19 protein-coding genes and 4 tRNA genes are annotated in these 24,281 nt (G+C 34.0%); 22 read left to right on the forward strand and 1 reads right to left on the reverse strand.

Features of this window, described 5'->3' with window-relative positions:
* The first annotated feature begins 4 nt into the window (after positions 1–4).
* The 4 genes from ACNO7W_RS03800 (at position 5) to ACNO7W_RS03815 (ending at position 5,229) form a co-directional block, all read left to right on the forward strand.
* Positions 5–2,785, forward strand: a complete 2,781-nt coding sequence (locus ACNO7W_RS03800; protein WP_417937090.1) for a DEAD/DEAH box helicase family protein — start codon at positions 5–7, stop codon at positions 2,783–2,785.
* Between the two features lie 285 nt (positions 2,786–3,070).
* Positions 3,071–3,553 carry a 3'-5' exonuclease gene (locus ACNO7W_RS03805; RefSeq protein ID WP_417937091.1) on the forward strand — a complete coding sequence of 161 codons (483 nt, stop codon included), beginning with the start codon at positions 3,071–3,073 and terminating at the stop codon, positions 3,551–3,553.
* A 78-nt stretch (positions 3,554–3,631) separates the two neighbouring features.
* Positions 3,632–4,903 (forward strand): DUF2851 family protein, encoded by a 1,272-nt coding sequence (locus ACNO7W_RS03810; RefSeq protein ID WP_417937092.1) that lies wholly within the window; start codon positions 3,632–3,634, stop codon positions 4,901–4,903.
* 98 nt (positions 4,904–5,001) lie between these two features.
* The gene (locus ACNO7W_RS03815; RefSeq protein ID WP_131916712.1) at positions 5,002–5,229 is read left to right on the forward strand and encodes a PspC domain-containing protein; all 228 of its coding nucleotides are present in this window, start codon (positions 5,002–5,004) and stop codon (positions 5,227–5,229) included.
* 76 nt (positions 5,230–5,305) lie between these two features.
* On the opposite strand, the gene ACNO7W_RS03820 is transcribed toward ACNO7W_RS03815, so the two are convergent.
* On the reverse strand, positions 5,306–6,757 hold the full coding sequence (locus ACNO7W_RS03820) for an amino acid permease (protein ID WP_417937093.1): 1,452 nt from the start codon (positions 6,755–6,757) through the stop codon (positions 5,306–5,308).
* A gap of 314 nt (positions 6,758–7,071) precedes the next feature.
* On the opposite strand from ACNO7W_RS03820, the gene ACNO7W_RS03825 reads away from it, so the two are divergent.
* The 18 genes from ACNO7W_RS03825 (at position 7,072) to rpoC (ending at position 24,280) form a co-directional block, all read left to right on the forward strand.
* On the forward strand, positions 7,072–7,956 hold the full coding sequence (locus ACNO7W_RS03825; protein ID WP_417937094.1) for a ComEA family DNA-binding protein: 885 nt from the start codon (positions 7,072–7,074) through the stop codon (positions 7,954–7,956).
* A 17-nt stretch (positions 7,957–7,973) separates the two neighbouring features.
* Complete coding sequence (locus tag ACNO7W_RS03830) at positions 7,974–9,116, forward strand: acyl-CoA dehydrogenase family protein (protein ID WP_417937095.1); 1,143 nt, start codon at positions 7,974–7,976, stop codon at positions 9,114–9,116.
* A 261-nt stretch (positions 9,117–9,377) separates the two neighbouring features.
* Entirely contained in the window at positions 9,378–9,572 is a 195-nt protein-coding gene (gene rpsU, locus ACNO7W_RS03835) for a 30S ribosomal protein S21 (protein WP_035670421.1), read from the forward strand.
* Positions 9,573–9,642: 70 nt separating this feature from the next.
* Positions 9,643–10,539 carry a tyrosine-type recombinase/integrase gene (locus ACNO7W_RS03840; protein WP_417937096.1) on the forward strand — a complete coding sequence of 299 codons (897 nt, stop codon included), beginning with the start codon at positions 9,643–9,645 and terminating at the stop codon, positions 10,537–10,539.
* 34 nt (positions 10,540–10,573) lie between these two features.
* Entirely contained in the window at positions 10,574–10,876 is a 303-nt protein-coding gene (hpf, locus tag ACNO7W_RS03845) for a ribosome hibernation-promoting factor, HPF/YfiA family (RefSeq protein ID WP_143386188.1), read from the forward strand.
* 91 nt (positions 10,877–10,967) lie between these two features.
* A tRNA-Thr gene (locus tag ACNO7W_RS03850) sits at positions 10,968–11,041 on the forward strand.
* 132 nt (positions 11,042–11,173) lie between these two features.
* Positions 11,174–11,254 (forward strand) — tRNA-Tyr (locus ACNO7W_RS03855).
* A 69-nt stretch (positions 11,255–11,323) separates the two neighbouring features.
* Positions 11,324–11,395: transfer RNA gene (locus ACNO7W_RS03860), tRNA-Thr, on the forward strand.
* Positions 11,396–11,449: 54 nt separating this feature from the next.
* On the forward strand, positions 11,450–12,637 hold the full coding sequence (tuf, locus tag ACNO7W_RS03865) for an elongation factor Tu (RefSeq protein ID WP_417937097.1): 1,188 nt from the start codon (positions 11,450–11,452) through the stop codon (positions 12,635–12,637).
* A gap of 58 nt (positions 12,638–12,695) precedes the next feature.
* A tRNA-Trp gene (locus ACNO7W_RS03870) sits at positions 12,696–12,766 on the forward strand.
* An 18-nt stretch (positions 12,767–12,784) separates the two neighbouring features.
* Positions 12,785–12,982, forward strand: coding sequence for a preprotein translocase subunit SecE (gene secE / locus ACNO7W_RS03875; protein ID WP_039109059.1), 198 nt, complete (start codon positions 12,785–12,787; stop codon positions 12,980–12,982).
* Between the two features lie 10 nt (positions 12,983–12,992).
* A complete protein-coding gene (nusG, locus tag ACNO7W_RS03880) occupies positions 12,993–13,544 on the forward strand; it encodes a transcription termination/antitermination protein NusG (RefSeq protein ID WP_039109060.1) in 552 nt (183 codons plus the stop codon).
* A gap of 68 nt (positions 13,545–13,612) precedes the next feature.
* Positions 13,613–14,050 (forward strand): 50S ribosomal protein L11, encoded by a 438-nt coding sequence (gene rplK, locus ACNO7W_RS03885; protein WP_066082293.1) that lies wholly within the window; start codon positions 13,613–13,615, stop codon positions 14,048–14,050.
* A gap of 13 nt (positions 14,051–14,063) precedes the next feature.
* Entirely contained in the window at positions 14,064–14,753 is a 690-nt protein-coding gene (gene rplA, locus ACNO7W_RS03890) for a 50S ribosomal protein L1 (protein WP_143386190.1), read from the forward strand.
* A 22-nt stretch (positions 14,754–14,775) separates the two neighbouring features.
* Positions 14,776–15,288 (forward strand): 50S ribosomal protein L10, encoded by a 513-nt coding sequence (rplJ, locus tag ACNO7W_RS03895; RefSeq protein WP_073203487.1) that lies wholly within the window; start codon positions 14,776–14,778, stop codon positions 15,286–15,288.
* A gap of 93 nt (positions 15,289–15,381) precedes the next feature.
* Entirely contained in the window at positions 15,382–15,750 is a 369-nt protein-coding gene (gene rplL / locus ACNO7W_RS03900; protein ID WP_143386191.1) for a 50S ribosomal protein L7/L12, read from the forward strand.
* A gap of 123 nt (positions 15,751–15,873) precedes the next feature.
* Positions 15,874–19,686 carry a DNA-directed RNA polymerase subunit beta gene (rpoB, locus tag ACNO7W_RS03905; RefSeq protein WP_417937098.1) on the forward strand — a complete coding sequence of 1,271 codons (3,813 nt, stop codon included), beginning with the start codon at positions 15,874–15,876 and terminating at the stop codon, positions 19,684–19,686.
* A 280-nt stretch (positions 19,687–19,966) separates the two neighbouring features.
* Entirely contained in the window at positions 19,967–24,280 is a 4,314-nt protein-coding gene (gene rpoC / locus ACNO7W_RS03910; RefSeq protein ID WP_417937099.1) for a DNA-directed RNA polymerase subunit beta', read from the forward strand.
* Position 24,281 lies beyond the last annotated feature (1 nt).

The following is a 24,281-nucleotide window of genomic DNA, read 5'->3' on the forward strand; positions in this document are numbered from 1 at the left end:
TATTATGAGTTTATTTCCAGAAAAATATCTTTATCAAGAAATAGCAGAAAAGCAAAGAGAATATCGTTTGCCTTATTCTAACATTCCGAATTACATCACGGATAATTTAAAATTTCCACTTTTCAAGTGGCAGGAAAGCGCCTTGCTTAACTTTTTAGATTATGCGGTTATAAAAGAATATGAAGAAGATAAAAATCCAACTCATTTGCTTTTTAATATGGCTACTGGGACAGGGAAAACCTTGTTGATGGCAGCTGTAATTTTATATTATTACAAACAAGGGAAAAACAAGTTCATCTTTTTTGTAAATCAAAACAACATAGTTGGCAAAACAGAAGACAATTTAACCAATCCGCTACATAACAAATATTTATTTCAGACTAATATTGTTATTGATGATACGATAGTAAATATAAAAAAAGTAGATACATTCTCAAATTATGATGATGATATTCAAATCGTTTTTACAACAATTCACGCACTTCACAATTCAGTTTATAAAGTAAAAGAAGATTCTTTGTTTTTAGAACAATTGCAAAAAGACGACATTATTATGCTTGGCGATGAAGCTCATCATTTGAATGCAACAACCAAAAAGAAAAAAGGACAACAGTTAGAAATGGATACGGTTTTTGAATTGTCCGAAAAAGCAAGTCAAGACCAAGTAGAAAAAAGTTGGGAACATACTGTTATTCAACTAATTTTAAATAAAGGTAAAAAGGAACAAAATTTATCTAACCAAAATGTGCTTGTCGAATTTACAGCAACGGTTCCAGATAATATTGATGTAAAAGAAAAATATGTACCCAAAACAATAGCAAAATTTGATTTAAAAGATTTTCTAAAAGCAGGATACACCAAAGAGATTAATTTGGTTTCGAGTTCTTTTAGCAAACGAAAAAGAGTTTTGCAAGCCTTGTTATTTAATTGGTACAGAAATGAAATTGCGCTAAAATATAATATTCCTAATTTCAAACCCGTTATACTTTTTAGGAGTAAATACATTGACAAAGACCAAGAAAATAATTCGCAAGAAGATTTTGAATTTTTCATTAATTTAATCAAAGATTTAACAACCGAAGATTTTAATTTTTTGAATGAATTTGATGAAGAAGCACTTTTTAATATTACGGAACTATACAAAAAAGGTCAAAGCCGAATCATTGATATTAAACGGTATATGCTCGAAAATAAGTTGACGACAAATCATATTATTAAATACCTGCAAGGCGCATTTGTCGACAGAAATTGTATTATTACCAATTCTAAAAAAGGTACAAAAACAATTGAAAAAACCGAAGCCGAAACAGAAAGATTGTTAAACAGTCTTGAGGATAAAAACAATCATATTAGAGCCATTTTTACCGTACAAAGACTTACAGAAGGTTGGGATGTTTTAAATCTTTATGATATTGTTAGGATGTATGAAGGAAGAGATAGCGGTAAGAGTGAAACAGGTGGAAGAAAAGCTGGTAAAGCAACCACAGCAGAAGTTCAATTAATTGGGCGAGGTGTTCGCTATTATCCATTTGAATTTGAAGAGAAAGAAAAGAATAAGCGAAAATTCGATAATTTATTAAACCACGATTTACGTGTTTTAGAAGAGTTTTTTTTTCATAGCGATAATGACGAAAAGTATATAAATGAATTAAAGGATGAATTAAAGCGTCAAAATTTATTACCTGAAAAAGACAAAATATTAAAAAAATATGAACTAAAAAAAACGTTTATTGAAGATAATAGAGACTTTTACAATAAAATGCAACTCTATTGTAACAGCCGTCCACCAAATCCAAATAAGCGAAAATCTACATTAGATGAAATAAAATTTACATTTGATTTTGAATATAAATTAGATACTTTTAGAATTAATGAAACTACTGTAAATCTTGAAGAAAAAGAGGATAAGACTCGCTTTAAACAAGGTACATCTGATAGTAAAACATTATCATTAAAACTGAAAAACTTCGAAAGACACATCATTTGGAAAGCCATAAATAGCATAGCAAAAAGAAGTAATTCGATATTAAGATTCAATAAACTAAAAGAAGAATTAAGTATAAATTCCATTGATGAGATTTTAGAAGATAAACTTTTAGGGCAATTTCCTATAAAGTTGATTGTTCCAAAAACGGTTGTCAGTTTAGATGATGTTTCGAATATCGAGCAATTAAATGCCTTAATTCGTTTTTTTGAAAAAATATCAAATGAAATTCAATTCATTTCAAATCCTTATATCGGTTCAGAATTTGAATTAAAACCATTCGCAGCAATGGATGTTTGGTACAAAGAAAAATCAATTGTTGAAGAACCAGAGAATGTTAATTTAGAAAACGAATTAAAAGACAAGGATTGGTATGTTTATAATGGTTTTAGCGGAACTAGCGAAGAAAGAAACCTGATTTCGTTTTTGAAAGATACAATGGGGAATTTCGAAAACAAATACGAAAAAGTATTCTTGTTAAGAAACGAAGAAGTATATAAAATTTATGATTTTGAAAAAGGCAGGGGTTTTCAACCTGATTTTTTATTGTTTCTGAAATCGCCTAAAAAAGAATTGTATTACCAAGTATTTATAGAGCCAAAAGGCGGCGATAGAATTTCAAACGATGATAGTAAATGGAAAGAAGAATTTTTAAAGCAAATTTCTCATAAATACGGAACAAAAAAAATCCTAAAAGCCGAAAATAAGGATTATGTTTTATTTGGATTACCATTGTACAACAATCAAAATGATTTAGATTTTAAGAAAGCGGTTAATGAAAATTTAGAGGTATCGATTTAAAGTCTGACTTCTTTTCTAAAAAGGAATATCGAAAGAAGAGAAATTGCTTGAAGGAAGTGTTTTTAAATTTAAGCTATAATTTGTAGATACGATAACTTTCAATAGAATCGATTTGTAAAGAGCTAAAAGTTTTAGAACCCAAAAGTTTACAAGACGAAATGAAAAAAAAGTTGTTGAATGCTTTGAACTTGTATAATTGATAGTATTTTTGTAAATCTGAAATCAAAAATCGTTACACGAGCCTGTAAGGCGAACTGGCGAAGCAATCCTAAATCTGAAATCAAATTGACTTTCACCGCCATAGATTTTGAAACCGCAACAGCATTCCATCCTTGCTCTGTAGGTATTGTCACCGTAGAAAACGGAATAATTGTAGATGAATTTGTCAGTTTAATCAAGCCGCCAAATAATCTATATTCTCCTTTTACCATTCAAGTTCACGGAATTTATCCACGTGATACAGTAAATGCAAAATCATTTGCACAAGTGTATCCTGAAATTCAAAAACGGCTGCAAAACAGGGTTGTTGTAGCTCATAATGAGAGTTTCGATAGAAATGTTCTTGCTAAATCAATGGCACTTTATAATTTGGATTATGCTGATTTAAATTTGGCGCCTCGTTGGGAATGCACCGTGAAAATTTACAAAGCCAAAGGGTTGAAACCAACAAAATTAAGCGATTGTTGTAGGGAAATGAAAATACAATTAAATCATCATGAAGCTTTATCTGATGCTCGGGCTTGCGCCAAATTGTATTTATTGCGATAAATTTCTTTCATTTCTGTTTTTTTTCTTACTTTAGAAGTCTATTGTCTCCAAGTCTATACTCTATTATCTGAAAAAAATATGAAAGAAGATTTCCTCCATTATCTCTGGAAATTCAAGAAGTTTGATACTTTGAATTTAAAAACGTTTAACGATGAGGAAATCACAATTGCCAATGTAGGGCAATACCTTGAATTGGCAGGTCCTGATTTTTTCAATGCTCAAATTACTATTGGTGATCAAAAATGGGCTGGAAACGTCGAAATTCATCTCAAATCTTCTGATTGGTACGTGCATCATCACGAAAGAGATACAGGGTATGAAAACGTAATTCTACATGTAGTTTGGGAACATGATGCGGGGATTTTTAGAAGTGATAATACTGAAATTCCGGTTTTGGAATTAAAAAAATATGTAGAAAAAGAGACTGTTGAAAATTACCAATCTTTAATGTCCCCAAAATCATGGATTTTTTGTGAAAAACAACTGATAAACATAGATGAATTTACTTTAAAAAACTGGCAAGAACGTTTGTTTTTTGAACGTTTAGAAAGGAAATCCCAACCTATATTTGATTTATTGGAACAAACCAGTCAAGATTGGGAAGCCGTTTTATTTTGTCTTTTAGCCAAGAATTTTGGTTTAAATACGAATGGGGAAATCTTTTTGAAAATTGCCCGATCCATTCCTTTTTCAATCATAAGAAAAGAAAGTTTTGAAGTGGAGAATCTGGAAGCATTAATTTTTGGGAATGCTGGTTTGTTGGATTCTGAAAAGGAAGATAATTATTTCAAAGATTTAAAATTCAGGTATTTCTATTTGCTCCACAAATATCAAATGGAGAAAAGTTGTATAGAGCCCGTTCAGTTTTTCAAGCATCGTCCTGATAATTTTCCAACGATACGACTTTCTCAATTGGCTAATTTATACCACAGTCAGCAAAATTTATTTTCGAAAATAAGTACATTAAATTCATTAAAAGATATTTATGAAGTTTTCCAAGTGTCCGCTTCTGAATATTGGTTAAATCATTATCAATTTGACAAAGAAAGCCCGAAGAAAAAGAAACCGCTTTCTAAATCTTTCATCGATTTGATTGTTATAAATACTATAATTCCACTTCAGTTTGCTTTCGCAAAAAGTCAGGGAAAAGAAATTTCTGAGGATTTAATACGCCTTTTAAATGAAGTTGCTCCAGAGAAAAATGCGGTTATAGATAAATTTAGTTCTTTCGGTATACAATCAAAAAGTGCTTTTGAAACTCAATCTTTGTTACAACTCAAAAATGAGTATTGTAATAAAAGCAAATGTTTAGAATGTGCTGTTGGCATGGAATTGTTGAAAAAAAGTTGATTCAGTTATTTTTGGATTTGTTTACTGGAGAATGCTGTAATGTTGTAAATTTGTTTTTCGGATAAACGAAATAACCAATTCAATAAATAAGCTAAAGAATGTCAGTAATTATAAAACTCAAGTTTTTTTTTGAGAAACACGGTTTCCATGTTTCTTCCCGTTTGGCTGATACATTAGGGATGCGTGCCAGTAGTGTACGATTATTTTTTATCTACTTGTCGTTTGTTACCGTTGGATTGTGGTTTGCGGTTTATTTGACATTGGCCTTCTGGATTCGTCTGAAGGATTTAATTCGAGCGAAACGTACCTCAGTTTTTGATTTGTAAAAATAATATAAATTTAAAAAGGGATTATAAAGTACTTGAAATACTTTATAATCCCTTTTTAAATTAGGATAGAAATTTATTTATCTGGATTGTTTAATTTACTATTTTTCTTTCCATATACAAAATAGATAACAACACCTAATGCCATCCATACAACTAGTCTTGCCCAGCTTTCGTTAGGCAATGAATACATTAAAGCTAAACAGATTACAATACCGGCAATAGGTACAAATGGTACTAAAGGCGTACGGAATGATCTTGGTGCATCTGGCATTCTTTTACGCATTACCAATACTCCAATACAAACTAAAACGAATGCTAATAATGTTCCAATACTTACCATATGACCCAAATCACTTACAGGTACAAACCCAGCAAAAAGACTCACAAAAATCATGAAGAAAATATTTGTTTTCCATGGGGTACGGAATTTAGCGTGAATTTCGCTGAAGAATGAAGGTAATAAACCATCTTTACTCATCGTGTAGAAAACACGACTTTGTCCCATTAACATTACCAACATTACAGAAGTATAACCGGCTAAAATAGCTATAATCAAACCTGTTTGCAAAAAGGTATACCCAGTTCTGGCAAATGCTGTTGCAGCTGGTTTAGCATCACCGGCAAATTCATTATAAGGAACAAGTCCTGTCATTACGTGTGCAAATAATACATAAAGTATGGTGCAAATTACCAATGATCCTAAAATACCAATTGGCATCCCTTTCTGTGGGTTTTTTGCTTCTTGAGCTGCTGTAGATACGGCATCAAAACCAATAAAAGCAAAGAAAACGGTTCCTGCACCGGCAGCAATTCCTGACCATCCAAACTCTCCAAAAACGCCTGTGTTTTCAGGGATGTATGGTGTGTAGTTTGCAGTGTCAATAAAACTCCAACCTAAAACAATAAACATAATAACTACGATTACTTTTACAATAACGAGTATGTTATTTATAGATGCAGATTCTTTAGTTCCTCTTATCAGCAATAACGATAACATGGAAACTATAAAAATTGCTGGAAGGTTTATCATTCCGCCTTCTATAATAGTTCCGTCACTTAATTTTAACGTTTCCCAGGGTGAACAAATCAAATTATGGGGGAGGTGAATACCGTATTTATTTAATAATTCGAGTAAATATCGCGACCAGCTTACACCTACCGTAGCGGCTCCTAATGCATATTCAAGAACTAAATCCCAGCCAATAATCCAAGCCATAAATTCTCCCATAGTTGCATAGGAATACGTATAGGCACTTCCTGCTACAGGTATCATTGATGCAAACTCTGCATAGCAAAGTCCTGCAAAAGCACATCCTACGGCGGCTAAAACAAAGGAGAGTGTAACTGCAGGACCTGCGTGTTCCGCTGCTGCAATACCTGTTAATGAAAATAATCCTGCTCCAATAATTGCTCCAACTCCAAGTGCTACTAGTGAACGTGAGGACAAAGTCCTTTTTAATCCTTTTTCAGATTCTGATGCTTCATTTAGCAATACCGACAGTGGTTTAGTTTTCCAAATTGACATGGGTTATATGGTTTTGTTTGTTATTAAGCTCCAAATGTATTCTTTTTTATAAAAAATAAAAACAATAATTTAAATAAACTTTTAAAATAAAAAAAAACTAACAATATTTCAATAAATACATAATAATTATTTTAACGACTTGTTTTTGTGAATTGTGTAAAAAATTTAACTATATTTTTTTAAATTCTTATTTTAAAGTTGTGAAACTTTCATTAAGAAAATGCAAATTGAATTGATTTTTATTATATTTTTAAATTTAAATAGTTTTCTTATTTTTAGCTATTAAAATAAGTTTTTTTAATCAAATTAAAATAATGGATTTCAGAACGATAGTTACTTATTTTAAATTTTCTCGTGAGCAACGCAATGGTATTTTATTGTTGTTTGGGATTATAATTGTTTTACAATTGATTTATTTTTTTGTTGATTTTAGTGTTGTAGCAAAAAATTATCCAGAGAAACAAAAGTGGCTTTCACTACAATCTCAAATTGATTCCATGAAAACGGAGAATCAAGCGGAACTTCCTAAAATGTATCTCTTCAATCCTAATTTTATTACAGATTATAAAGGATATAAACTTGGAATGTCTGTTGAAGAAATAGATAGGTTGCTTTCTTTTAGAAAAGAAAATAAATATGTGAATTCTCCAAAAGAATTTCAAAATGTGACTAAAATTTCTGATTCATTATTAAATGCTATAGCTCCTTATTTTAAATTCCCGGAATGGGTGAACAATAAAAAAGAATTCAAAGCGTATAAAAATTATTCAAATCAGGCTTTCGCCAAAAAAGAGAAAATTGTTTTAATCGATATCAATCAGGCAACTCAAGAAGATTTGATAAAAATTTATGGGATAGGCGAGGTCATTTCTTTGCGGATTTTAAAACAAAAAGAAAGTTTAGGAGGTTTTGTTTCGATGGAACAAATGAAAGATGTTTGGGGATTATCTCCCGAAGTTATTGAAAATTTGAATGCTCATTTTAAAGTCTCAGTGCTCCCGAATTTCAAGAAGATAGATATTAATAATGCATCATTAAAGGAACTTTCTCAGTTTTCTTATTTTAGATATGCTCTAGCAAAAGAAATTGTGACCTATAGAAGTATGAAAGGAGATATTAATAATATTGAGGATTTAATAAAAATTAAGGGATTTCCTGTTGATAAAGCAAAAATAATTGACTTATATTTGGACTTTTAAAATAAAACAGTATTACAATGAACTTTGACTACAACGAAACACAATCGATGATTGCACAATCTATAAGAGATTTTGCTGAAAAAGAAATTCGCCCAAATATAATGGAGTGGGATGAAGCACAAACATTTCCCGTGCCATTATTTAAAAAATTAGGTGAAATGGGTTTTATGGGTGTTTTGGTGCCAGAAGAACTCGGAGGTTCTGGATTAGGATATCATGAATACATTACTATTATAGAAGAAATATCAAAAGTAGATCCGTCGATTGGGTTGTCTGTTGCGGCACATAATTCTTTATGTACCAATCATATTTTGACATTTGGAAACGAAGAGCAAAAGAAAAGATGGATTCCTAAATTAGCCACCGCAGAACATATAGGTGCTTGGGGATTGACAGAGCACAATACGGGATCGGATGCTGGTGGAATGAATACTACTGCAAAAAAAGAGGGGGATTTCTGGATTGTTAATGGAGCTAAGAATTTTATTACGCATGCCATTTCCGGAGATATCGCTGTTGTAATTGTTCGTACAGGTGAAAAAGGAGATTCGAAAGGAATGACTGCTTTTGTTTTCGAAAAAGGAATGCCGGGTTTTACCTCTGGAAAAAAAGAAAATAAATTAGGAATGCGCGCCAGTGAAACTGCTGAATTGATATTTGATAATTGTCGTATTCCTGATGCTAACAGATTAGGGGAAGTAGGGCAAGGTTTTATTCAAGCGATGAAAATTTTGGATGGTGGAAGAATATCCATTGGAGCATTGTCATTAGGAATTGCCAAAGGAGCTTATGAAGCGGCATTGAAATATTCGAAAGAAAGACATCAGTTTGGACAGCCAATTTGTGAATTTCAAGGAATTTCATTCAAGTTAGCTGATATGGCAACTGAAATTGAAGCTTCGGAATTGTTATTACACAAAGCAGCTTTCTTGAAACAAGAACACAGACCGGTGACTACGATGGGAGCTATGGCTAAAATGTTTGCTTCGGAAGTGTGTGTGAAAGTCGCTAATGAAGCGGTGCAAATTCACGGGGGGTATGGTTATATCAAAGATTATCCAGTGGAGAAATTCTATAGAGATTCTAAATTATGTACCATTGGTGAAGGAACTACAGAGATTCAAAAAATAGTGATTTCGAGAAATTTGTTGAAGGAATAGTTTTTGAAATTAAAAAATAGAATAAAGAGTCAAGACACATTAAATTGTAGATTGGCTCTTTTTTTTGCGTGAAGGATGGAAGAGGAAAGCCCGGAATGCAATGAGGACTTGCAACGGACAGCCTGACGGCGGATGAAAAGATGTTTTGATGACAACAAAAGTGGTGTCCGCCGGCACGCCCGAAAATAATCCATAATTCATGACTCGTAATTCAAAATAATGTTTACTTTTGCACACTTAAAGAAAGGGGGTGTCTATATTATGTTAATTATACCAATTAAAGACGGAGAAAATATCGATAGAGCGTTAAAACGCTACAAAAGAAAATTTGATAAAACAGGAACTGTTCGTCAATTAAGAGCACGTACTGCTTTTATTAAGCCTTCAGTTACAAATAGAATCAAAATTCAAAAAGCGGCTTATATCCAAAATATGAGAGATAACTTAGAGAGTTAGTCAATATCTATTAAAATAAAGTACCGTTAGTCATTAAAAGTTTTATAACTTTGATGCTAACGGTTTTTTTATGGCTAATAATAAAGATGCATTTCGGGATTATCTGCAGTTGGAGAAAAAATATTCTTCACATACCGTTACAGCGTATTGCAATGACATTACTTCTTTTGAATCATTCAATACTATTCATTTCGATCAAGAGGATGTAGAACATGTTAATTATAGTCAAATAAGAAGTTGGATTGTTTCTCTTGTTGATGATAATATATCAAATACCTCAGTCAATAGAAAAATTGCATCCTTAAAAGCATTTTACAAATTTCTGTTAAAAACAAAACAAATAGAAGTTAGTCCGCTATTGAAGCACAAAGCATTAAAGACTCCTAAGATATTACAAATCCCGTTTTCTGAAAAAGAAGTTGTAGATGCGTTAAGTCATATGCAAAATCCAGTAGGTTTCGAGGAAATAAGAAATAAACTTATAGTTGATTTGTTTTATACTACCGGTATGCGAAGAACGGAGTTGATTCATTTAAAAGTAGTTAATGTCAATTTATCTAGCAGTACGGTCAAAGTGTTGGGAAAAAGGAATAAGGAGCGGATATTGCCGATTTTGCCGATAATAATAGATCAATTTTCTTTATACTTAAAAGAGAGGGCGTGCTTGTTATCTATTGTAGATAGTGATTATTTTTTTCTCACAAAAAAAGGGTTAAAATTAAATGATTCCTTTGTGTATCGATTAATAAATTCTTACTTTAGTGCTGTCTCCGAGAAAGTAAAAAAAAGTCCACATATATTGCGACACACGTTTGCTACTCACCTATTAAATAATGGAGCCGATTTGAATTCAGTGAAAGAATTATTGGGACATTCTAGTCTGGCATCAACGCAAATATACACACACAATAGTTTATCAGAGCTAAAAAAAGTATATGAAGATGCGCATCCAAGGAATCAGAAGTAATTCGGAAATGTTTAACTATTAAAAAATAATGATTATGAAGGTAAATGTTCATGCAGTTAACTTTACTGTTGACAAAAAGCTAGTAGATTTTGTTCAAGAAAGAATGGACAAATTGGAAAAATATTACGATAAAGTAGTCTCGGCAGATGTTTTTTTGAAAGTTGAAAAGACAAGTGATAAGGAGAATAAAATTGCCGAGATAAAAATTAATGTCCCTGGAGATGATTTTGTAGTTAAAAAGCAGTGTAAAATTTTTGAAGAAGCAGTGGAACTTTGTGCGGAATCTTTAGAACGATTGTTGGTGAAAAGGAAAGAAAAAATAAGTTCGCACATTTAATATAAATTTTTTTAAAAAAATGTTTTGAATGAGAGATAAAATCTCTACATTTGCAGTCCGTTAGAAATAGCGGACTTTTTTTATTGATAATGCCAGTGTAGCTCAGTTGGCTAGAGCAGCTGATTTGTAATCAGCAGGTCGTGGGTTCGAGTCCCTCCACCGGCTCTAAAAAGTTAATGTCGATGCTTTGCAGGAAGATTCTTTAAAATCCGAAAGGACGAGAAGTTTATCCCGAGCGAAGTCGAGGGAAGTCCCTCCACCGGCTCTTTTTTTGAAATATTGATAATTAATGGTTAAGGGGAGATACTCAAGCGGCCAACGAGGGCAGACTGTAAATCTGCTGTGTAAACTTCGCAGGTTCGAATCCTGCTCTCCCCACAAAATAAAGTTTAAGAGTTTCGAGTTTTAGTAAATTTGAAATATTGAACTGGAAATGAAGATTTCTCTGCCGGTGTAGCTCAGGGGTAGAGTGCTTCCTTGGTAAGGAAGAGGTCTCGGGTTCAATTCCCGACATTGGCTCAAGTAAGTAGGAAATAGAAATTAATATATAACTAAGATTAAAAATTAAGTAAAATGGCAAAGGAAAATTTTAACCGTAACAAGCCCCACTTAAACATTGGAACAATTGGGCACGTGGATCACGGAAAAACGACATTAACTGCGGCAATTACAAAAGTATTGTCTGATGCAGGTTACTGTCAAGCAAAATCATTTGATCAAATTGATAATGCTCCAGAAGAAAAAGAAAGAGGTATTACAATTAATACATCTCACGTTGAGTATGAAACTGCTAATCGTCATTACGCTCACGTTGACTGTCCAGGTCACGCGGATTACGTAAAGAACATGGTTACAGGTGCTGCTCAAATGGATGGTGCTATTTTAGTTGTTGCTGCTACTGATGGACCAATGCCGCAAACACGTGAGCATATCCTTTTAGGTCGTCAGGTAGGTATTCCTAGAATGGTTGTATTCATGAATAAAGTGGATATGGTTGATGATGAGGAATTACTTGAATTAGTTGAGATGGAAATCAGAGACTTGTTATCTTTCTATGAATATGATGGAGATAATGGTCCTGTTGTTCAGGGTTCAGCTTTAGGTGGATTGAATAATGATCCAGTTTGGGTGCCAAAAATTCTTGAATTAATGGCAGCTGTTGATGCTTGGATCGAAGAGCCGGTAAGAGACGTTGCAAAACCTTTCTTGATGCCTGTTGAAGATGTATTCTCAATCACTGGTCGTGGAACTGTTGCTACAGGTCGTATCGAAACAGGTGTTGCTAATACTGGAGATGCAGTTGAGATCATTGGTATGGGAGCTGAAAAATTGACTTCTACTATTACAGGAGTTGAGATGTTCCGTAAAATCCTTGATAGAGGAGAAGCTGGAGATAATGTAGGTATTCTTTTAAGAGGTATTCAAAAAGAAGACATCAAAAGAGGAATGGTTATTTGTAAACCAGGTTCAGTTAAACCACACGCTACTTTTAAAGCTGAGGTTTATATCTTGAAAAAAGAAGAAGGTGGTCGTCACACACCATTTCATAATAACTACCGTCCGCAGTTTTACGTACGTACAACGGATGTAACAGGTATCATTACTTTGCCAGCAGGTGTAGAGATGGTTATGCCTGGGGATAACTTAACTATTGATGTTGTATTGCTTAGTGCAATTGCATTAAATGTTGGTTTACGTTTCGCTATCCGTGAAGGTGGTAGAACAGTAGGTGCAGGTCAGGTAACTGAGATTGTAGCTTAATCCTATAAAATAATTTTTAAAACCAGTAACGCCTTGGGTTGTTACTGGTTTTTAATAAACGGGCGTAGTTCAAGGGTAGAATAGCGGTCTCCAAAACCGTTGATGGGGGTTCGAATCCCTCCGCCCGTGCAAATAAACTAAATCATAATGACAAAAGTTGTTAATTACATATCAGAAGCATTTGAAGAATTAAAGTCAAATGTAACTTGGCCGGCTTGGGCTGAGGTGCAACGTCTAACGATTGTTGTTGCTGTTTTTTCGGTATTATTCGCTTTGGCAACTTGGGGAGTAGATGAAATTTTCGCAAAAGCTTTGGCTGGATTTTTTAACTGGATAAAAGCATAATTTTTTTGTTATGGCAGATAATAATATTAAAAAGTGGTATGTAGTTAGAGCGGTAAGCGGACAAGAAAATAAAGTGAAAGCATACATCGAAACCGAAATCGCAAGATTAGGAATGGGTGATTATGTTTCGCAAGTTCTGGTTCCTACTGAGAAAGTAGTTACTGTAAAAGAAGGAAAAAAAATAATCAAGGATAAAGTTTATTTTCCTGGTTATGTTATGATTGAAGCAAATCTAATAGGTGAAATACCTCATATTATTAAGTCTATAACAAGTGTTATTGGTTTTTTAGGTGAAATCAAAGGCGGTGAGCCTGTACCATTAAGACTTTCTGAAGTTAACAGAATGTTAGGTAAAGTAGATGAGTTGGCTGTAAATACAGATACTCGTTCTATACCTTTCAATATTGGTGAGACTATTAAGGTTGTTGATGGGCCTTTCAATGGTTTCAATGGAACAGTTGAAAAAATAAATGAAGAAAAGCGTAAACTAGAAGTTATGGTGAAAATTTTCGGAAGAAAAACACCATTGGAGTTAAGTTTTATGCAAGTTGAAAAAGTATAATTTTTTGTTACATCTATAATATCCATTACAATCGCTTCCAATGATTGTAGTGTTAAATTTTTTAAAAAATGGCTAAAGAAATTAGTAAAGTAGTTAAACTACAAGTTAAGGGAGGTGCTGCGAACCCGTCGCCACCGGTTGGACCTGCTTTAGGAGCTGCTGGGGTAAACATCATGGAATTCTGTAAGCAATTTAATGCTAGAACTCAAGATAAGCCCGGCAAAATATGCCCAGTACAAATTACTGTGTATAAAGACAAATCTTTTGATTTTGTTGTAAAAACTCCTCCTGCAGCCGTTCAGTTAATGGAAGCTGCAAAGCTAAAATCTGGTTCTGGTGAGCCTAATCGTAAAAAAGTAGCTAGTGTTACTTGGGAACAAATTAGAGCTATTGCTGAAGACAAGATGCCAGACTTAAATGCATTCACTATGGAGTCTGCAATGAGTATGGTTGCTGGAACAGCTAGATCTATGGGTATAACTGTATCAGGAGACGCTCCTTTTTAATTAAGAGAAAGACATGGCAAAATTGACAAAAAAGCAAAAAGAGGCTGCTTCAAAAATTGAAAAGAACAAACTATATTCTCTTAAAGATGCTGCGGCATTGATAAAAGTAGTTGCTTCTGCAAAATTTGATGAGTCTGTTGATATCGCAGTTCGTTTGGGCGTAGATCCAAGAAAAGCGAATCAAATGGTTAGAGGTGTGGTGACATTACCTCATGGAACTGGTAAAGACGTTAAAGTATTGGCATTGGTTACTCCAGATAAAGAAGCGGAAGCTTTAGCAGCTGGTGCAGACTATGTAGGTCTTGACGATTATTTACAAAAAATTAAAGACGGTTGGACAGATGTTGATGTAATTATCACAATGCCTTCTGTTATGGGTAAATTAGGTCCATTAGGTCGTATTTTAGGACCTAGAGGTTTAATGCCAAACCCTAAAACAGGTACTGTAACTATGGATGTTGCAAAAGCTGTTCAAGAGGTTAAAGCTGGTAAAATTGACTTTAAAGTTGATAAAACTGGTATTGTGCATGCAGGAATTGGTAAAATTTCATTTGGAACTGAGCAAATTGTTGACAATGCACACGAAATTATTCAAACATTAATCAAACTTAAACCAACTGCTGCTAAAGGAACATACATCAAAAGTATTTACCTAACTAGCACTATGAGTCCTGCAATTGCTTTGGATCCTAAAGCAGTATAATTGGTAGTTAAAAATTTTTAGTATGACTAGAGAAGAAAAATCAATCGCGATTGAAGTTTTAACTGCACAGTTAGCTGGTACAAACATTGTTTATGTATCTGATATTTCTGGACTGAATGCAGAAACAACTTCAAACTTGAGAAGAGCTTGCTTTAAAGCAGGTATAAAATTAGAAGTAGTTAAAAACACTTTGCTTGCAAAAGCAATGGAAGCTTCAGCTAATGATTATGGAGATTTACCTTCAGTTTTGACTGGTAATAGCGCTATATTCATTTCTGACATAGCAAACGCTCCTGGTAAAATAATAAAAGATTTCAGAAAAAAATCAGCTAAACCTGTATTAAAAGGAGCTTATATTAACGCTGAAATTTATATTGGAGACGATCAATTAGATGCATTAGCAACTATTAAATCTAAAGAAGAGCTTATTGGCGAACTTATTGGATTATTGCAGTCACCAGCACAAAGAGTTATTTCTGCTCTTCAAAACCAATTCGCAAAAAGCGAAGAGGCTACAGAAGAAGTGGAAGCATAATAAAAAATAGAGATTTACTCTAGTTTTTATTAAAAAAAAAGCGCACAATAAATAAATTATATTTTTACAAATCATTTTAAAACGATAGAAAAAATGGCAGATTTGAAACAATTCGCAGAACAATTAGTTAACCTAACAGTAAAAGAAGTTAACGAATTAGCAACAATATTAAAAGACGAGTACGGTATCGAACCAGCTGCTGCTGCAGTAGTAGTTTCAGGTGGTGGAGACGCTGCTGTTGAAGATGTTCAAACTGAATTTACAGTTGTATTAAAAGAAGCTGGTGCTTCTAAATTAGCTGTTGTAAAATTAGTAAAAGAACTTACAGGTTTAGGTTTGAAAGAAGCTAAAGATGTAGTAGATAGCGCACCAAGCAACGTTAAAGAAGGTGTTTCTAAAGAAGAAGCTGAAGGGCTTAAAAAATCTTTAGAAGAAGCTGGAGCTGTAGTTGAGCTTAAATAGTTAAACTCGGTTTTGAGAACTAGGTTTAGGTCTTGGATACACATCCAAAGACCTAAACCATTTTTCGTATAATAAATTTATACGTTTATTTTACTTTTTTTTTAATCAAAATTTTGTCCATTGATGATAACAAATCAGACTGAAAGATTGAATTTTGCCTCAACAAAAAATATTCCTGATTATCCGGATTTTCTAGATGTTCAGGTTAAATCGTTTAAAGATTTTTTTCAATTAGAAACTAAATCTGACGAAAGAGGCGACGAAGGGCTTTACAATACCTTCATGGAAAATTTCCCAATTACTGATACAAGAAATAACTTCGTATTGGAATTCCTTGATTATTTTGTAGATCCACCACGTTACACAATTCAAGAATGTATAGAAAGAGGTCTTACTTATAGTGTGCCCTTAAAAGCAAGGTTAAAACTATATTGTACAGATCCAGAACACGAAGATTTTGAAACAATTGTTCAGGATGTATATCTTGGTACAATTCCTTATATGACACCAAGCGGTACCTTTGTTATTAATGGTGCTGAGCGTGTAGTTGTATCTCAATTACACAGATCGCCGGGTGTTTTCTTTGGTCAATCATTCCATGCAAATGGTACAAAATTGTATTCTGCCAGAGTAATTCCTTTTAAAGGTTCTTGGATAGAATTTTCTACAGATATTAATAGCGTAATGTATGCTTATATCGATAGAAAGAAAAAATTACCAGTTACCACTCTTTTTAGAGCAATTGGTTTTGAAAGAGATAAAGATATTCTGGAAATTTTTGATCTTGCTGAAGAAATTAAGGTTTCTAAAACAGGTCTTAAAAAATATGTCGGTAGAAAATTAGCTGCCCGTGTATTGAATACATGGCATGAAGATTTCGTAGATGAAGATACTGGTGAAGTAGTTTCTATCGAACGTAACGAAATAATCCTTGATAGAGATACAATTATCGACAAAGATAATGTGGAGGAAATCATCGATTCTAACGTTAAATCTATTTTGTTGCATAAAGAAGATGCTAATCAAGGTGATTATGCCATCATTCACAATACGTTACAAAAAGATCCGACAAACTCTGAAAAAGAAGCTGTTGAGCATATTTACAGACAATTGCGTAACGCAGAACCGCCTGATGAAGAAACTGCTCGTGGTATTATAGATAAATTATTCTTCTCTGACCAACGTTACAACTTAGGTGAAGTAGGTCGTTATAGAATGAACAAAAAACTTGGTTTAGATATTCCAATGGAAAAGCAAGTGCTTACCAAAGAAGATATCATTACCATTGTAAAATATTTGATTGAATTGATCAACTCTAAAGCAGAGATTGATGATATTGATCACTTATCAAACCGTCGTGTTAGAACAGTTGGAGAACAATTGTCTCAACAATTCGGTGTTGGTTTAGCTCGTATGGCTAGAACTATTAGAGAGCGTATGAACGTTAGAGATAACGAGGTGTTTACACCAATAGATTTGATTAATGCTAAAACATTATCATCTGTTATCAACTCTTTCTTTGGAACAAACCAGTTGTCTCAGTTTATGGATCAAACGAATCCACTTGCCGAGATTACACACAAAAGAAGATTATCTGCACTAGGACCAGGTGGACTTTCGAGAGAAAGAGCAGGTTTTGAGGTACGTGACGTTCACTATACACATTACGGACGTTTATGCCCAATTGAAACTCCAGAGGGACCAAACATTGGTTTGATTTCATCTCTTGGTGTTTATGCTAAAGTAAACGGAATGGGTTTCATCGAAACACCTTACCGTAAAGTAACTAATGGAACTGTAGATTTAGTGTCTACTCCAGTTTATTTAAGCGCAGAAGAAGAAGAAGGAATGATGATTGCTCAGGCAAACATTCAAATGGATGCTACTGGAAAAATTACTGCCGAAGACGTAATTGCACGTCAAGAAGGTGATTTCCCGGTAATTGAACCAACAAGAGTAGATTATACCGATGTTGCGCCAAACCAAATTGCTTCTATCTCAGCTTCTTTGATTCCTTTCTTAGAACATGATGATGCGAATAGAGCCTTGATGGGATCTAACATGATGCGTCAGGCCGTACCATTAATTCGTCCTGAAGCTCCAATTGTTGGAACTGGTTTAGAGCGTCAAGTAGCTTCTGATTCCAGAGTGTTGATTAATGCTGAAGGAGATGGAGTTATTGAATATGTAGATGCAAATATTATCACTATCAAATACGATCGTTCTGAGGAAGAAAGAATGGTAAGTTTTGAGCCTGATGAAAAAACATACAATCTAATTAAATTTAGAAAAACCAATCAAGGTACAAGTATCAATCTAAAACCTATCGTAAGAAAAGGGGATAGAGTGGTTCCTGGACAAGTATTGTCAGAAGGTTATGCTACTCAAAATGGTGAATTAGCTTTAGGTAGAAACCTGAAAGTTGCATTTATGCCATGGAAAGGTTACAACTTTGAGGATGCGATTGTAATTTCTGAAAAAGTAGTTCGTGACGATATTTTTACCTCTATTCACGTTGATGATTATTCATTAGAAGTTAGAGATACTAAATTAGGTAACGAAGAATTAACGAATGATATACCAAACGTTTCTGAAGAAGCTACTAAAGATTTAGATGAAAACGGAATGATCAGAATTGGAGCCGAGGTTAAACCTGGTGACATTCTTATCGGAAAAATTACTCCAAAGGGGGAATCGGATCCTACTCCGGAAGAGAAATTGCTTCGTGCAATCTTCGGGGACAAAGCAGGTGATGTAAAAGATGCTTCATTAAAAGCGTCTCCTTCTTTACATGGTGTTGTTTTAGACAAAAAATTGTTCGCAAGAGCAGTAAAAGATAAACGCAAACGTACTCAAGATAAAGATGCTTTAGGCGCTTTAGAAATGGAATTCGAAACTAAATTTGTTGAATTAAAAGACAAATTAGTAGAGAAACTTTTCTTAATCGTTAACGGAAAAACATCTCAAGGTGTAATGAATGATTTGGGTGAAGAAGTTTTACCAAAAGGTAAAAAATACACTCAAAAAATGCTTTATGCAGTTGAAGATTTTGCTCACTTAAGTAAAGGTCAATGGGTTGCTGATGATGCAACTAATAAAATGGTTAATGATTTAATTCATAACTATAAAATTAAATTGAACGATTTACAAGGGGCATTACGTAGAGAGAAATTCACTATTACAGTTGGAGATGAATTGCCAGCAGGAATCTTGAAATTAGCGAAAGTATATATTGCCAAAAAACGTAAACTGAAAGTTGGGGATAAAATGGCGGGACGTCACGGTAACAAAGGTATTGTTGCTCGTATCGTTCGTCATGAAGATATGCCTTTCCTTGAAGATGGAACTCCAGTTGATATCGTGTTGAACCCACTTGGTGTACCTTCACGTATGAACATTGGTCAAATTTATGAAACTGTTCTTGGTTGGGCAGGACAAAACTTGGGTAGAAAATTTGCTACACCAATTTTTGACGGAGCAACTCTTGATCAAATCAATGAATTGACTGATGAAGCTGGAATACCACGTTTTGGACATACACATTTATATGATGGTGGTACAGGAGAACGTTTCCATCAAGCAGCAACAGTAGGAGTTATCTACATGTTGAAACTTGGACACATGGTTGACGATAAAATGCACGCACGTTCTATAGGTCCATACTCGTTGATTACGCAACAACCACTTGGAGGTAAAGCTCAATTTGGAGGTCAACGTTTTGGAGAGATGGAGGTTTGGGCACTTGAGGCTTATGGAGCATCAAGTACACTTAGAGAAATCTTGACCGTGAAGTCTGATGATGTTATCGGTAGAGCAAAAACTTACGAAGCAATCGTTAAGGGTGAATCTATGCCAGAACCAGGATTACCGGAATCATTCAATGTATTGATGCATGAATTGAAAGGTCTTGGACTTGACATTCGTTTAGAAGAATAAATAATAATTTGTCACTGGTAGAGGCGTTGCATTGCAACGTCTCTACTTTGGCATTTATAAAAGTTTTTAGGATTTATACCCGTAACCCGTTCCGATTTTTTATTTAGACCCAATAGGTTTTATAAATAGCACTTCAAAATTTTTATTTGAAGTTTAGAGAAGTAATTCGAGGTAGTAGTTTAATGATTTAAATCTTTTTTTGAGCGATTCGCTTAATAGTTAAAAGTAATCATAAATCTAAAATCAATTTTTAATTGCAAATAAATCAATAGTAAAAACTATGATGAATAATAGAAATAATAATAATAAAGATAAAAACCCTGTAAAAAGGTTTAATAAAATCTCAATAGGCCTTGCTTCTCCTGAATCTATCTTGAAAGAATCAAGAGGTGAAGTATTAAAGCCAGAAACTATCAACTACAGAACGCACAAACCTGAGCGTGATGGTCTTTTCTGTGAACGTATTTTCGGACCTGTTAAAGATTTCGAATGTGCTTGTGGTAAATACAAAAGAATACGTTACAAAGGAATCATCTGTGACCGTTGTGGTGTTGAAGTAACTGAGAAAAAAGTACGTAGAGACAGAGTAGGTCACATCAATCTTGTTGTACCAATTGCTCACATCTGGTATTTCCGTTCTCTTCCTAATAAAATTGGTTACATACTTGGACTTCCATCTAAGAAATTAGATATGATTATCTACTACGAAAGATACGTAGTAATCCAAGCAGGTATTGCTAAAAATGCAGAAGGTGAATCAGTACAAAGATTAGACTTTTTGACAGAAGAAGAATATTTAAATATTTTAGATACTCTTCCTGCAGACAACCAGTATCTTGATGATTTTGATCCTAATAAGTTTGTTGCCAAAATGGGAGCAGAGTGTATTATGGACTTATTAGCAAGAATTGATTTGGATCAATTGTCTTACCAATTAAGACATAATGCTAACAATGAAACGTCTAAACAACGTAAAACTGAAGCATTAAAAAGATTACAAGTTGTTGAATCTTTCCGTGAGTCTAACTTGAACCGTGAGAATCGTCCGGAATGGATGATTATGAAAGTGGTACCAGTTATTCCACCAGAATTACGTCCACTTGTGCCACTTGATGGAGGTCGTTTTGCAACTTCAGATTTAAATGATTTATACCGTCGTGTAATCATCCGTAACAACCGTTTGAAAAGATTAATGGAGATTAAAGCTCCAGAAGTTATCTTAAGAAACGAAAAACGTATGTTGCAGGAATCTGTAGATTCACTTTTCGATAATACGCGTAAAGCTTCTGCAGTAAAAACAGAATCAAACAGACCATTAAAATCATTATCTGATTCCCTTAAAGGTAAACAAGGGCGTTTCCGTCAAAATTTACTTGGAAAACGTGTGGATTATTCTGCTCGTTCGGTAATTGTTGTTGGGCCTGAATTGAAATTATCTGAATGTGGTATCCCAAAAGATATGGCAGCAGAATTGTACAAACCTTTCGTTATCCGTAAATTGATAGAAAGAGGAATTGTAAAAACGGTTAAATCAGCTAAGAAAATAATAGATAAGAAAGAGCCTGTAGTTTGGGATATCCTTGAAAATGTAATCAAAGGTCACCCAATATTACTGAATCGTGCTCCTACTTTGCACAGATTAGGTATCCAAGCATTCCAACCAAAATTAATTGAAGGAAAAGCAATCCAATTGCACCCTTTAGTTTGTACTGCATTTAATGCGGATTTTGATGGGGATCAAATGGCAGTTCACTTGCCTTTAGGACCAGAAGCTATTTTGGAAGCACAACTATTAATGTTGGGTTCTCACAATATTCTGAACCCTGCAAATGGAGCTCCAATTACGGTACCTTCTCAGGATATGGTTTTGGGTCTATATTATATGACCAAAGAACGTTTGTCAACTCCTGAGCTTAAGATTTTAGGTGAAGGAATCACTTTTTATTCTGCTGAAGAAGTAAATATTGCTTTGAATGAAGGAAGATTAGAATTGAATGCTCGTGTGAAAATTAGAGCTAAAGATTTTAATGATGCTGGGGAATTAGTGTATCAAATTATCCAAACAACTGCGGGTCGTGTATTATTTAATGAAGTAGTACCGGAAGCAGCTGGATATATCAATGATGTATTGACTAAGAAAAACCTTAGAGACATTATCGGTCACGTTTTGAGTTCTACTGATGTACCTACAACTGCGGCTTTCTTGGATAACATGAAAGACATGGGTTACAAATTTGCCTTCAAAGGTGGTTTGTCATTCTCTCTTGGAGATATTAGAATTCCAGATCAAAAACCAAAATTAATTGCAGACGCCAGAGAACAAGTTCAAGGTATTTCTGCTAATTATAACATGGGTCTTATCACTAATAACGAACGTTACAACCAAGTTATTGATGTATGGACTTCAGCGAATGCTCAACTTACAGAGTTAGCAATGAAAAACATTAGAGAAGACCAACAAGGTTTCAACTCAGTGTATATGATGCTTGATTCTGGAGCGAGGGGTTCCAAAGAACAAATTCGTCAGTTAACCGGTATGCGTGGTTTGATGGCTAAGCCAAAAAAATCTACTGCTGGTGGTGGTGAAATTATTGAAAACCCGATTCTTTCTAACTTTAAAGAAGGTCTTTCTATCCTTGAGTACTTTATCTCTACTCACGGTGCGCGTAAAGGTCTTGCGGATACAGCTTTGAAAACGGCCGATGCAGGATATTTAACAAGAAGATTGCATGATGTATCTCAAGATGTTATTGTTAATATCGAAGATTGTGGTACATTAAGAGGTGTTGAAGTTTCAGCATTGAAAAAGAATGAGGAAATAGTTGAATCTCTTGGAGAAAGAATTTTAGGACGTGTTGTTTTACAAGATGTAATTAATCCTTTAACCAGTGAAGTTTTAGTTAGATCTGGACAGCAAATCACTGAAGTTATAATGAAAGCAATTGATGCTTCTCCTATCGAGAAAGTTGAAGTTCGTTCTCCATTGACTTGTGAAGCGTTGAAAGGTATTTGTGCAAAATGTTACGGTAGAAATTTAGCTACTGGTAAAATGACACAAAGAGGTGAAGCAGTTGGTGTTATTGCAGCACAATCTATTGGAGAACCTGGTACACAGTTAACATTACGTACATTCCACGTTGGTGGGGTTGCGGGTGGTATATCTGAAGAGTCTAGTATTGTTACCAAATTTAATGGTAAACTAGAAATAGAAGATTTAAAAACGGTTAAAGGGGAAGATAGTGAAGGTAATGCAGTTGATATTGTAGTATCTCGTTCATCTGAATTGAAATTAATCGATGAAAGAACTGGTATCTTATTAAGTACAAATAATATTCCTTACGGTTCCAGTATCTTCGTTAAAGACGGTCAGTCTGTTGTTAAAGGAGACGTGATTTGTAAATGGGATCCATATAATGGAGTTATCGTTTCTGAGTTTACTGGTAAAATTGCTTACGAAGATTTAGAGCAAGGTCAATCATTCATGGTTGAAATTGATGAGCAAACTGGTTTCCAAGAAAAAGTAATTTCTGAATCTAGAGCTAAAAAATTAATTCCAACTTTATTGGTTTACGGTAAAGACAATGAATTAATTCGTTCTTATAACTTACCAGTTGGAGCCCACTTGATGGTTGAAAACGGTGAGAAAATTAAAGCAGGTAAAGTATTGGTAAAAATTCCACGTCGTTCTTCTAAATCAGGAGATATTACAGGAGGTTTACCTAGAATTACAGAGTTGTTAGAAGCTCGTAATCCTTCAAACCCAGCTGTTGTTTCTGAAATCGATGGTGTTGTTTCTTTTGGAAAAATCAAAAGAGGAAACCGTGAGATTGTTATCGAATCTAAATTTGGGGATGTTAGAAAATACTTGGTTAAATTATCAAGCCAAATTCTAGTTCAAGAAAATGACTTCGTAAGAGCAGGGGTGCCTTTATCTGATGGTGCAATTACTCCGGACGATATTTTAAGAATCCAAGGACCAGCAGCTGTTCAACAGTATTTGGTTAATGAAATTCAAGAAGTATACCGTTTACAAGGGGTAAAAATCAACGACAAACACTTTGAAGTAGTAATACGTCAAATGATGCGTAAAGTAAGAGTGCAAGATCCAGGTGATACTTTATTCTTAGAAGATCAATTAATTCACACTAAAGACTTTATCGTTCAAAATGATAACTTATATGGTATGAAAGTAGTTGAAGATGCTGGAGATTCTAGTGCTTTAAAAGAAGGACAAATTATTACGCCTCGTGAGTTGCGTGATGAAAACTCTCTTTTGAAACGTACAGATAAAAATCTTGTTGTAGCTCGTGATGTTGTTACTGCAACTGCAACACCAGTTTTACAAGGTATTACAAGAGCATCACTTCAAACGAAATCGTTTATATCTGCCGCATCTTTCCAAGAAACGACTAAAGTATTGAACGAAGCTGCTGTTGCAGGTAAAATCGATTACTTAGAAGGATTGAAAGAAAATGTAATTGTAGGACATAGAATCCCTGCCGGAACAGGTATGAGAGAATATGACAATACGATTGTAGGTTCAAAAGAAGATTACAATGATATGATGGCTAACAAAGAGGAATATATTTATTAAG

Origin of the sequence: Flavobacterium sp. ZB4R12 (genome assembly GCF_048276375.1) — a bacterium.
GTDB classification, from domain to species: Bacteria; Bacteroidota; Bacteroidia; order Flavobacteriales; family Flavobacteriaceae; genus Flavobacterium; species Flavobacterium gawalongense.